The sequence below is a fragment of the Deltaproteobacteria bacterium genome, assembly GCA_021737785.1.
Taxonomy (GTDB): Bacteria; Desulfobacterota; DSM-4660; order Desulfatiglandales; family Desulfatiglandaceae; genus AUK324.
Genome location: JAIPDI010000011.1, coordinates 1 through 12482, shown reverse-complemented (window position 1 = coordinate 12482; position 12482 = coordinate 1). Strand labels below are relative to the sequence as shown.

Here is a 12482-nt window from a genome sequence, read left to right as displayed (position 1 = left end):
AGTCAGATGTTGGAAACCGGAGATCCGGTAAGACCTTTCACCAAAAACATTTCTCCAAGATTGCTGCCCGCCAAGGCCTCTTTTGCCTGAAAGGCCCGGTCTTTTGACTGGAAAATCCCAAAGACGCTTGGACCGCTGCCCGACATCAGCGCCCCATCCGCTCCCGCCTCTGTCAACACACCTTTTATGCGTTCGATGATGGGAAACCGGGCGGCTGTAATTCGCTCCAAGTCATTTTCCAACACTTGACCAATAAAGAGCGGTCTTTTATTTAAATATTTTACAATATCTTTATACGCCTCATTTGTCAACTTTAATTCACTCGAGGCCGGAGATAGGTTGAGACAGCCGTAGACCCAGGAGGTAGACACCTGGATAGGCGGCATAATAATTATATACCAAAGGGCCGGCCAGTTTAGAATGGGTTCCAGGATCTCTCCCACCCCCCTGGCAATGCAGGGCGCCTCTTCCAGGAAAAAGGGGACATCTGCGCCCAGCATCAGGGCCAGCTCCGCCAATTCTTCCGGTGCCAGCGGATACCCATAATTCCGGTTCAGCACCTTGAGCACACAGGCTGCATCGCTGCTGCCGCCGCCTAAGCCGGCGGCAACAGGTATGTTTTTAGTAAGCCTTATCAAGATCCCATGGTCTATGCCTGTTTTGCCAAAAAAGGCCCTGGCCGCTCTACAGACAAGATTTTCCTCGTCCGAAGGCGTAAGAAAGCCTCGACAGGATATGTGAATTTTCTTGTCAGAGGTGAGCCGTAGGTCAAGCCGGTCATACAACCCGACAGGCACCATGATAGAAACCAGCTCATGATACCCGTCCGGTCTGCGTCCCGTGACTTTTAGTCGTACATTCAGCTTGGCAGGGGCGAAATGGGTGGACGATCGTTCATTGATCATTGGGGAGTGATCATTAACTGACGGTCGTCTGGATGAAACGCCTGTGTCCATATCGCATAAAGGGAATGAAACAGCCCCGCCTCAGGTGGCAAGAGGCCGGGCCAACAGCTGCCTGCCGTGTCAGTCTTCCATCTTCACTGTCACATACAGGGTGGCGTCGCCGCGTTTTATCAAAAAGAGGAGGGTGTCGCCTTCTTTATACTGTTTTATCCTCTTCAGAAAGTCAGCGGGATCTTTCATGGGACGCTGATCCAATTCGAGAATAATATCTCCCGGTCTGAGGCCGGCTTCTGCTGCAGGCGAACTGCCGTCCACCTGAATAATGACGAGCCCCTCGGTTTCAGGCAGGCCCAGATCCTTTGCCAACCGGGGCGTGAGTGCCTCCACCTTTATGCCCAGCCGCTTTTCAGCGCCGCCCCTCTCCTCGGCAATGTCCTTTTTTTCCTCCTTTAACTCTCCTACCTTAACATCCAATATCTTTTCCCGACCCTTTCGAATGACCTTTACGGACACGGTCTTCCCTATGGGCGTGGATGCGACGATATAGGGGAGATCTTTCATTTCATGGATATCCTTTCCATCAAAGGAAACAATGACATCCCCGCGCTGAATCCCGGCCTTTTCTGCGGGCCCTCCGGAGGATACGTCTGCCACCAGGGCCCCTTCTTCGTCTTCCAATCCAAGTTTCTCTTTCAGCTCAGGGGTAATTTTCTGGATCATGACGCCTAACCAGCCCCTGACCACCTTCCCTTTCTTGAGCTGCTCCAGGATCTCCTTGGCCATGTTGATGGGGATGGCGAACCCGATACCGATACTTCCTCCGGTCTGGGAAAAAATCACCGTGTTGATCCCAATCACCTGCCCATCGGTATTCAAGAGGGGTCCTCCGCTGTTTCCCGGGTTGATGGAGGCATCGGTCTGGATGAAATTTTCGTAAGGTCCGGCCCCGATATGTCTGTATTTGGCGCTGACAATCCCGGCGGTCACCGTGTTGTCGAGGCCAAAAGGGTTTCCCATGGCCACGACCCAGTCTCCCACCTCAAGCCTGTCCGAGTCGCCCATCGGGAGCGGACTCAGCTGCTCATCGCTTTCTATCCGGATAAGCGCCAGATCGGTCTTGGGATCACGGCCTATGGTCTTTGCCAGAAAGCTCTTTCCATCCGCCAGCTTGACCGTAATCTCATCGGCTTTCTCCACCACATGGTTATTGGTCAGGATAAACCCGTCTTTGTCAATGATAAAGCCGGATCCAAGATTCTTCTGCTTAAAGTCCTTGGGCATCTGATCACCAAAGAAGCGGTCAAAAAAGTCCTTTAACGGGTCGTCGGGTCCGGACGGACCACCGAAAGAAAAGGGATGGCCCAACCCTCCGGAAATGGTCTTGACGGTGCTGATGTTCACCACAGACGCCTTTGCCTTTTTGACCAGGCCGGAAAACGAGCCGGGGGCGGCGGGAAGGAGGCCGGTTGGCTGGGCCCATGACGGTGAGGCCGAAATGATCAAGGCCGCCGCGATCAGCCCTATCGTCATCACCCCCAAAAAGCACCGCATCGGCCGCAGACTCATACGATCAGCCCCTGTTAAAAAAACTTTCATTAAAAGCATACCCACATTTTCCTTTGTATTTAGATGGAAGATACCCAGAGTGAGCGTTTGGAACAGTTATCGATTTCCTCTCCGCCCTCCTCCCTATTTCGCCTTCACATAGCGCAACCGGAGTTCTGTCAGGATATTTTCGATGAGCTGTTTCTCTTCTTTTTTCAGGTTTCCCTCGGTTTTTTCGTTCAGCATCCCGATGGTATCGATCACATGCTTGGCCAGTGCCAGGTCCTTTGTTTTTTCGCCGGTGCTGGGATCGGGGATCTCACCTAAATGGAGAAAGGCCGTGGAACTGAGGCTGAGGATAAGGGATGAAAAGTTGACCTCGGGCAAGGGGGATGATGCCGTCTCTTTTGGGGGGGGCTTCTTTTCAGGTGCCCTTTTCACCGGTTCCTTTTCGAGTTCGGAATCGTCCTTTTTAAGTTCCCCCTGCTCATCAAATGATCGTCTGTCCTTGATGACAAACCCCTTTTCTTCTTCTTCTGCCATGATCCTGACTCCTGAATACGAGATATTATAAGTTGAGGAATTGCGAATTAAGCCCGCCCTCAGGTGGGAGAAAGAGACCCCCTCGCGCTCACCGGCAAGGCACCAGCTTCTCCGCATGGTGCAGAGAAGTTACAACCAAAGATTCTAACGCGGATACCCGCAACCAATCCCGCCAGGCGGGACTCACACAAAGACACAAAGCACACAAAGGCTTTTTTTTGAAAATAAACGGGAACATGCCCTTTTCTCTGTGTTCTTTGCCTGCCTCGTGAAACCTTTTCTGTGTTGTTTCACTCGGGGTGGCTCCGTGTGAGTCCATAAAATAAGGCGTACTGAGATACAAACAGATTTTCTTGTTTTTTGTTACAGGGTTATTGGAAATAAGGTGCTAATTTCCCCAATCCATCTACAATTCAATCCGCTGCGCAGAAAATACATTTTTAAAAGAACGGATCTCTTTGAGGATCTCATCTCCGACAACTGTACCGGTGGTTATGAGGATCACGTTCTGCTTCTTCTCTTTTTCCTCTCCCACCTGCATCCGACCGATGTTGATTTGATGCCTGGCGAGGGCCGAGGTGATCTCGCCGATGACGCCCGGGGTGTTTTCATTGCGGATCAGGAGGATGTGACCCTCGGGAATCGCCTCAAGGTAGAAGTTGTTAATTCGCAGAATCCTGGGCAGATTCTTGCCGAAGATGGTGCCGGATACGATGTTTTGTCCTTCCAGACTCTTGGCGGAGACCTTCACGAGACTGGCAAAATCATCCGATGTGGTGCTCTTTGACTCCACCACCTCAATGCCTCGATCCGCTGCAATATAGGGGGCATTCACAAAATTCACATCATGCTTGAGAATCGGCGTCAGCATCCCTTTGAGCAGGGCCGTGGTCAGCGGGGTGACATCGTACTCGGTAATGGCCCCTCTGTAATGAACTTCCACTTTAACCAGCGCGCTCTCGGTCAACTGGGCCTGCAGTGATCCCATCCTCTCGAGGAGGATTACAAAGGGTCTCAAAATCGTCATGAGTTCTTCACTGATACTGGGCACATTGACGGCGTTCTTTACGGTTCCATGAAGAAGATAGGCGACGATCTGTTCGGCCACATCTTTGGCCACGTTATCCTGGGCCTCTATGGTGGATGCGCCCAGGTGAGGGGTACAGATAAAATTAGAGAGTTCCATGAGACGGGTCTGCCCGGGCGGTTCGGTCTCAAATACGTCAAAAGCCGCGCCTCCCAGATGCCCCGATTTCAACGCTTCATACGCATCTTCCTCATTGACGATCCCCCCCCTGGCGCAGTTGACGATCATGGCGCCCTTTTTCATCTTGGAGATGAGTTCCCGATTGAACATATTTTTGGTCTCTTCTGTCTTGGGGGTATGGACGGTAATGTAATCCGCGCGATCCAGGAGGGCGTCAAGGGAAACCGGTTCAAAATCGAGCTTTTCAATTCGGTCCGGCTTGATGTAGGGATCATAGACAATCACCTTCATCTTCATCCCCTTGGCCCTGTCGGCCACGATCCGACCGATATGTCCCAGGCCGATAAGTCCCAGGGTCTTGTTGTAAAGCTCACGGCCTTTGAACTTCTTCTTTTCCCATTTTCCGTCCTTGAGCGAGGCCGTTGCCTGGGGAATGTTCCGTGAAAGGGCCATAATCATGGCCATGGTATGTTCGGCCGTGGTGATGGTATTCCCTTCAGGGGTGTTCATGACCACAATCCCACGCTGGCTGGCTGCGGGGATGTCGACATTATCCAGACCGATCCCGGCGCGCCCGATGACCTTCAGTCGGTCGGCCGCCTCGAGAATATCGGCGGTCACCCGGGTGGCGCTACGTATCACCAGACCGTCATAACCGCCGATAATTTCCTTCAGTTCATCCGGTGTGAGGCCGGTGTTAACGTCCACATCGATTCCAGGCGTTTCCTGGAAGATCTCCACACCCACTTCAGATAGAGGATCACTTACGAGAACTTTCATAACGACTCTCCTGGTCCGTACACATCGGAAACACCAAAATAACCCCGAGCCAATCGCCATCCCACCTGCAAACAGGAAACAATGCCCTCAAGCAGGCCTTATCACCGAAGATCTTTTGATCTTCCTGCAAGAATTTTTCTGGGTTCCCGAACAAAATGTTGAGGGAAATCTATCAGCCCCCTAAACCAAAGGGACTTCTCAATAAAGTATGGACATTATCAAGAAGGGCACCAAAATGTCAAGATCAGTTTTAGGCGATGGATTTTTCCCCGGTTTTTTTGAGGATTGGACGCCCCCCATGGCCAAGGACACATCACAGGGGCCTTGATTGCCGGCAGGGGCAACATTGCCACCCCCTTTACCCCTATCGGTTCCCAAATAGTTGTTGAATCGCTATTCCCGCCGGATTATAGTGGGTTACCATCCCTGTTCAAGGAGACAAGGAAGGAATAAATGCCCTTCTTCACTGTCAAACCCCTGAAACCTTCAGGTGAAGGGTGTACGGTGTCGGCATCCCCATTCATTCTCCCGTCTTCCCATAGGATGGAAATCGACTTGAAATAATTTTTTGTGGGATTAGAATATTAGCCACATAAACAGTAACGGAGGTGACGGCCATGGCTGAAGAAATCATCGAAAAAATCGAACTCATGCTGGAACAACTGGATGCGCTAAGAGGTCATCTTTGACCTGGACAGCCATCAGCAGGAACTGGATAAGATTGAAAAATTGATGGCAACTCCCGGTTTCTGGCAGAAGGACCAGGAAGCGGTCTCCCGACTGAGCCAGGAGAGGGCCTGGATGAGGGAACAGATTGACGCCTGGCAACACCTCTACAAGGAGACAGAAGACACAAAGATCCTCGCCGAAATGGCCCATGAAGAAAATGACGAAACCGTCCTCAAAGAGGTGCGTCATGATGTGGACCGTCTCTGGAAAGAGATACAGGGGATGGAATTAACGTCCCTCCTCGGAGATCCGGATGACAAGCGGAACGCCATTGTGGCCATCAATGCAGGGGCCGGAGGGACTGAGGCCCAAGACTGGGTGGAAATGCTTTTCAGAATGTACACCCGCTGGGGCGAGGAAAAGGGGCTGGACGTCCAGGTCATCGACTACCTCCCGGGGGATGAGGCCGGAATAAAAAACGTCACTTTCACTGTCATCGGGCCGTATGCATATGGATATCTCAAGTCCGAGCACGGCATCCACCGCATGGTAAGGATTTCCCCGTTTGACGCCACAGGAAGGAGGCACACCACCTTTGCATCCGTCTCGGTCCTCCCTGAAGTGGACACCGACATCATGATCGAGATCGATGAAAATGACCTTCGCATCGATACCTTCCGGGCCAGTGGGCCGGGTGGACAACACGTGAACAAGACCAGCTCAGCCATAAGAATTACCCATCTTCCCACGGGAATCGTGGTCCAGTGCCAGAATGAAAAATCCCAGCACCGCAACAAGGACATGGCCATGAAGGTGCTGCGGGCAAAGCTCTATGATATTGAAAAAGACAAAATGGATCAGAAGAAGCAGGAGATGCACCAGAACCAGAAAGAGATCGCATGGGGGAGCCAGATCCGATCATATGTATTCAATCCCTACCAGATGGTGAAGGACCATCGGACAAATTTGGAGGAGGGAAACGTGGACAGGGTCATGGATGGTGGCATCGACACATTTATCGATGCATTTTTGAGAATGAAATAGGGGGATTAACCTCCCAGATAGGCCTGATCGATGCTCTCGATATAACTCCTGATCCCCCCGGAAATGCCGTTGGTAATACTCTCCTGATATCTTTTGTCGACCAGCCGCTCCCTTTCCCTGCGATTGCTGAGAAAGCCTACCTCCACGAGAACGGCAGGCATTTCGGCGCCGATCAGGACATAGAAGGGGGCCTGCTTGACCCCCAGGCTCCTGATGTCTGCATACGCCGTCTTTATGCCCCCCACCATCCCGTTTTGCACATTATGGGCCAATCGGCTCGACTCATTGATCTTGGTATTCAGCATGAGGTCGTTTAGGATGGTCTGGAGGTCGCTGATGCTCTTTTCGGATGTGGCGTTTTCCCGCGCCGCCACCAATACCGCACTCTGATCCGTGGCCATGTTGAGAAAATAGGTCTCCAATCCGTGGATGCGGTGGTCCTTGTGGGCGTTGACATGGAGTGAAATAAAGAGGTCCGCCTTCTTCATGTTGGCGATGGCGGTCCGCTGCTCTAAAGATAGAAAGGTGTCTTCATCCCTGGTAAGGAAAACCTCACACCCGATTTTTTCCCTCAATTTGAGGGCCAGGAGCCGGGCAATCGCCAGAGTAATATCCTTTTCATAACGGCCCCCGATCCGACAACCGGGATCTTTTCCGCCATGTCCCGGATCGATGACGATCCTCTTTACAGTCAAACCGAGCTGCCTGGCCAGAGAGACCATCGGCTCAGGCGACGCCGCCTTTCGGATGTCTTTCCTGTGGTCCCGCCTGCTGGTTACGATCTCGGAGCGCGTCTCTCTGTCTGTCTCCTTGGGACCTTGCACATCCACCACAATCCTGAAGGGATCGTAGAGGTGGAAGACCTTGTATCCGCCTATCCTTTCGATATCCAAAACCACGCGCACGGTATTCAACGTATATTGGCCTGCCCTGGCCCTTTGGAGCAGATCGCTCTTGATCGCGACGGCGCTTTCAATCCCCTTGGGAATACGTGCATTCTCGAGATCCATATAGATCCTGCGGGGCTTATGGTGATCCGGGTCCGCCTTCAGCAGGTGGTGATCATAGGTGACGGGGCCCTCAAGATCAATCACCACCCGTGTGTAATTGGGGGCCGACCAGTGACGAATATGCTTTACCTTAACGCGGTTGGACTTGGACCGGGACACTTCAGCCCCCCCGGTCTGGGTGTCCTTGGTGCTGAGGGTCTCAGCCAGTTTATTGAGCATCTGTCTGGCCTTGGGTTGCATATTCCCGGAGGGAAAGTTGACGTCGACCTTCAGGAATTCCACATAGGCCTGGGTCGGATCTTTCTTGAGATCCCAAAAAATCTCACCGATCCTGTACTGGGCATTATCAGCCAGGTCATGGTCCTCATATGTGGCTGTCAACGTTCTGTAAAGGGCGATCGCCGCATCCAAATCATTGGCGAGGCCGGAGTATCTGTAAAGGCCGGCATAAAGCTCGGCTGAACCATAAAAGGCCCACACGGCCTGATTGCTCCCAGGGTATGTTGTATAGACCTTTTTGTAGCGTTCTATGCATTTGAGCCACTGATGACGGTACTTCTTCTTCTCCGAAGAATCATCCAGGGCCTTTCTGCACTGAACGGCGGACTCGAGCAGGATCTCCGGCCCCGCCTTGCTCTTGCAGAAGGCTGACGGAGACGCGACCAAAATGCCCCCCAAGAAGAGAACCATCCAGATGTAATGAGTCCTGTTTTTCATGCCCCAACGATCTTTGTTGACCCTAAACCCCTGAACCTTCATTCCCGCTGTTGAGGTGGGGAACCTTTGAACATGTCAACAGCACCGGTCGCCCTATATCACCTTTTTGCATTTTCATCACTTAAGGCGTTTCCGTCAACCCGAATCGCCTTGCAGCAATCCTCATTATGAGGCAGAACCCGCGTCAACTTCTGTGTGAGTGGCATCTTGCCACGACGTTTTGCGGCTTGTCGCAGATCCCGTCTTTAGCGGGGGAAGGTACTCCCACATGGCTGTTTTCCCGAAATGAGAATTGCTGGCCTCGTAACTTCTGTTACATCAGCCCTGAATCCAGCCGCTTCTTCAGATCGTTGAGCGTCACCAGGGCGTCCACCGGAGTCATGGTGTTCAGATCGAGACCCTTTATCCATTCTCTCATTTCCCGATCCCCGGACCCGAAAAGGGCCAACTGCACCATGTCCCCTTCCCCTGATTCCGAGGCCCCATGACGGGCCAGACGCGGCCTGCCGGTTTCATCGGCCTCGGACTTCTCCAGGTTATTTAAAATCTCCTTGGCCCGCCGGATAACGGTTGCCGGGATTCCCGCAATCTGGGCAACCTGGATTCCGTAACTCCGGCTGGTCCCCCCGGGGACCAGCTTTCTCAGGAAGATAATCTTGTCATTCCATTCCCTGACCGCAATATTGAAATTCTTGACTCTCTGTTTGGTGGCCACCAGCTCGGTCAGTTCGTGATAATGGGTGGCGAAAAGCGTCCGCACGCCCTTCCCCTCCTTATCGTGAAGGGCTTCTGCAATTGCCCACGCAATACTCAGGCCGTCATAGGTGCTGGTTCCTCGTCCGATCTCATCCAGGATGATCAGGCTTCTGGGGGTCATATGTCTCAGGATGTTGGCGGTTTCATTCATCTCTACCATGAAGGTGCTCTGTCCTTTTGCCAGATCGTCTGATGCGCCCACCCTGGTAAAAATGCGGTCAACCAGTCCGATGACCGCCCTTGACGCGGGCACGAACCCCCCCATCTGGGCCATCAGCACGGTCAATGCCGTCTGCCGCAGGATAGTGGATTTGCCTGCCATATTCGGACCGGTGATGATCATCACCTGCTGTTTTTCAGAATCCAAATGGATATCATTGGGGACGAACTCCTCCTCTCTGACGCTCAATTCGATGACGGGGTGTCTTCCCTGAAGAATATCGAGCACGGTGCCGTCGTTTACTTCCGGACAGGTATAATCGTTGTTCTCCGCGGCCTCTGCGAGTCCGGCAATCACATCCACCTGTGAGATACGCGCCGCCGTCTCTCTCACCCGTTGATTCTCGAGCGCAATTTTTTCCCGGATGCCTTCAAAGATCCCGGCTTCCAGTTCGACTCTCTTTTCTTCGGCACCCAATACCTCCCCTTCCTTGACCTTCAACGCCTCCGTAATATAGCGTTCGCCATTGGCCAGAGTCTGCTTCCGGATATAGTCGCTGGGTACGAGATGGAGATTGGCCCTGGTGACCTCGATATAATACCCGAAAACCTTATTGAAGCCGACCTTGAGGCTCGATATTCCGGTCTTTTCCTGCTCTAAACGGGCGAATCTGGCGATCCAGCGCTTTCCATCCCGGCCTAAAGAGATCAATCTGTCCAGTGTGTCGTCATACCCCTCTTTAATGAGCCCGCCTTCCTTCAGAGAGACCGGCGGGTCTTCATGGATCGACACTTCGATCAGCTGTGCGATATCCCGGAGGGCATCCAGATCCGAGGCAATGGCGGCCAACAGGGTACTGTTGGAATCCTTGAGGGCATCTTTGATGAATGGGAGCCTCAGGAGGGAGGATTTAAGGGCGATAAGATCCCTTGCATTAGCCCGCTTGAGAGCGATCCGACCGTTCAGGCGCGCAATATCATAGATCTGTTTCAGTTCATCCCGTATTTCTCTCCTCAGCAGGGGGGCCTCCTTGAGGCAGGCCACAGCCGCTGATCGCTCCCGGATCTTATCAAGGTTGACAAGCGGATAAGAAATCCAGTTCTTGAGGAGCCTGCTCCCCATCGGGGTGACGGTGTGATCCAGAATGTGGAACAGAGATCCTTTCACCGATTGCCTTCTCATGGTTTTCAGCAGTTCCAGGTGGGCGCATGTGGACTCGTCCAAGATCATATAATCGCCCAGGTGGTAGGTCACGATCTCCCGGATGTGCTCGGGGAATCCTTTTTGGCTGGCCCGCAGATAAGAAACGATGGCCCCGGCTGCGATGATTCCCTGGGGCATATCCCGGCATCCGAATCCGGCCAGGGATCTTACCTGCAATTGCTCCTTCAGAAGGGATGCTGCATCACGGGGATCATAAAAATCCCTTTTCAGCACCTCCAGCCGGTAACCGGAAAGACCCTTCCGGGTCGGTTGTTGGGTGTTTTCAGGGATCAGGACCTCGGCCGGATTGATCCTCGCCAGTTCATCCAAAACCGCCTCAAAAGACCCCATCTGGGTCACCCTGAACTCCCCCGTAGAAAGGTCCGCATGCGCCAGTCCGTAGGCGTCTTCATCTCCCGACACGGCAGCCATGAAGAGCGGGGTTTTTTCATCCAGTTCCTTTTCATCCACGACCGATCCGGGCGTGACCAGCCTCACGACCTCCCGCTGCACAATCCCCTTGGTCGATCCGGGGTCTCCCATCTGTTCACAGATGGCCACCTTCCAGCCGTTGTCCAGCAGTTTTCCGATATAGGTTCGGTGCGCATGGTGGGGAATGCCGCACATGGGCACCTTGTCTCCATTGTAGGTCCCCCGGGAGGTCAGGGTGATGCCCAAGATCTTGGAAGCGATACGCGCATCATCAAAAAACATTTCATAGAAATCACCCATGCGAAAAAATAAAATGGCATCAGGGAATTGATCCTTGATGCCCATGTATTGCCTCAGCATAGGTGTCATTAGGGTCATTTGGAATTGGAAATTGACGATTGCGTATCTTTCATTGACGGTTGCGCTGAAAAATTCAGATCCATACCCCCTTGTCTGATGCCTTTCCTGAGTCGCCCATCCATCGCAGACGTTCCGAAAGCGAAATTAGACGGCTGCTCCCTTGGAATCCATCATGCCGATGGTATCCCATCGGTTGCACTGGGGGCACTTCCACTGAAGTTCGGCAGGTTCGAAGCCGCAGTTTCCGCATTGGAACCTCAGGTAGGGCACGTTGAGATGCACGATGAGGTCACGATATTCGTTGATCACATCTCTTTCCATCCCCTGGTTCAGGAGGATCTCACCCTTGAATCGTCTGGCCTCCCAGAAAGAGGGATCCAGTTCGAGCGCCTTTTGGATTTCCCCCAGTGCACCTTCCGCATCGTTTTCGTTATTCAGGTAGCGGGCCAGGGCCATGTGGGTAAATGCGTCGGCGTTGGACCGTGAGCACTCCTTCAGGAAATTCCCCACCGGCTCCAGATCCCTCATACGGGAGTAGGCCCCTTCGAGCCGGCGATATGCCAGAAATGTGAACTGGGGGGTGATCTCCACGACCTTTTTCCAGGTGGAGATTGCCTTCTTGTACTCCTGTTTGGCAAAATAGAGATCTCCCAGATGAAGATAGGCGTCCACACACCGCCTGTCCGTGGATATGGCTTTGGAAAAGAGAGACTTTGCCCTTCCCGAATCCCCACTCTCCTGGTATTTCTTTCCTGTTTCAACCAGATGGTGCGCCAGGATGTGGTGGTGATCCCCCTTCTCCAATCGCGCAATCTTCTGTCGAGTCTCGTAGGCGTTTTCCCAATCCTTCAATTCTTCGTAGATCTTTTCGATCTCTTTTAAAACCTTTGCATCCGAAGGGTCGTGCCGTGCCACCTCGAGGAAGGTCTTGAGGGCGCGGCTCAGAAATCCCCCTTTCCGGTAGTCTTTGCCCAGATCGAACATGGCCCGGATTTTTATACGCTGATCAATATTGACGGTCTCGTAAAAAGTCAGAACTCAATCAAGCCGCCATTATGAGCATATGCTCATAATGGCGAACGGATAAAGTGTAAGTTTTTTCCTTTCGGTTCCAAGCATCTAAAAAATGCTCTTTGACAACATAAATAACG

Annotated in this window: 8 protein-coding genes; 1 reads left to right on the top strand and 7 read right to left on the bottom strand. The window is 52.6% G+C overall.

The window, feature by feature from the left end:
* Window positions 1-2: 2 nt before the first annotated feature.
* The 4 genes from ispE to serA form a co-directional block, all read right to left on the bottom strand.
* The gene (ispE, locus tag K9N21_07395) at window positions 3-905 is read right to left on the bottom strand and encodes a 4-(cytidine 5'-diphospho)-2-C-methyl-D-erythritol kinase (GenBank protein MCF8143727.1); all 903 of its coding nucleotides are present in this window, start codon (window positions 903-905) and stop codon (window positions 3-5) included.
* Between the two features lie 120 nt (window positions 906-1025).
* Complete coding sequence (locus tag K9N21_07390) at window positions 1026-2435, bottom strand: DegQ family serine endoprotease (GenBank protein ID MCF8143726.1); 1410 nt, start codon at window positions 2433-2435, stop codon at window positions 1026-1028.
* Between the two features lie 159 nt (window positions 2436-2594).
* Window positions 2595-2993, bottom strand: a complete 399-nt coding sequence (locus K9N21_07385) for a DUF1844 domain-containing protein (protein ID MCF8143725.1) — start codon at window positions 2991-2993, stop codon at window positions 2595-2597.
* 406 nt (window positions 2994-3399) lie between these two features.
* Complete coding sequence (gene serA / locus K9N21_07380; GenBank protein ID MCF8143724.1) at window positions 3400-4980, bottom strand: phosphoglycerate dehydrogenase; 1581 nt, start codon at window positions 4978-4980, stop codon at window positions 3400-3402.
* 681 nt (window positions 4981-5661) lie between these two features.
* Between serA and prfB the strand changes: the two genes are divergently transcribed.
* The gene (gene prfB, locus K9N21_07375; GenBank protein ID MCF8143723.1) at window positions 5662-6693 is read left to right on the top strand and encodes a peptide chain release factor 2; all 1032 of its coding nucleotides are present in this window, start codon (window positions 5662-5664) and stop codon (window positions 6691-6693) included.
* A 5-nt stretch (window positions 6694-6698) separates the two neighbouring features.
* Here prfB and K9N21_07370 read toward each other — a convergent pair whose 3' ends face one another.
* The 3 genes from K9N21_07370 to K9N21_07360 form a co-directional block, all read right to left on the bottom strand.
* Window positions 6699-8420, bottom strand: coding sequence for an N-acetylmuramoyl-L-alanine amidase (locus K9N21_07370; GenBank protein ID MCF8143722.1), 1722 nt, complete (start codon window positions 8418-8420; stop codon window positions 6699-6701).
* A 313-nt stretch (window positions 8421-8733) separates the two neighbouring features.
* Window positions 8734-11349, bottom strand: a complete 2616-nt coding sequence (gene mutS / locus K9N21_07365; GenBank protein MCF8143721.1) for a DNA mismatch repair protein MutS — start codon at window positions 11347-11349, stop codon at window positions 8734-8736.
* Window positions 11350-11475: 126 nt separating this feature from the next.
* The gene (locus tag K9N21_07360; GenBank protein MCF8143720.1) at window positions 11476-12315 is read right to left on the bottom strand and encodes a tetratricopeptide repeat protein; all 840 of its coding nucleotides are present in this window, start codon (window positions 12313-12315) and stop codon (window positions 11476-11478) included.
* Window positions 12316-12482 lie beyond the last annotated feature (167 nt).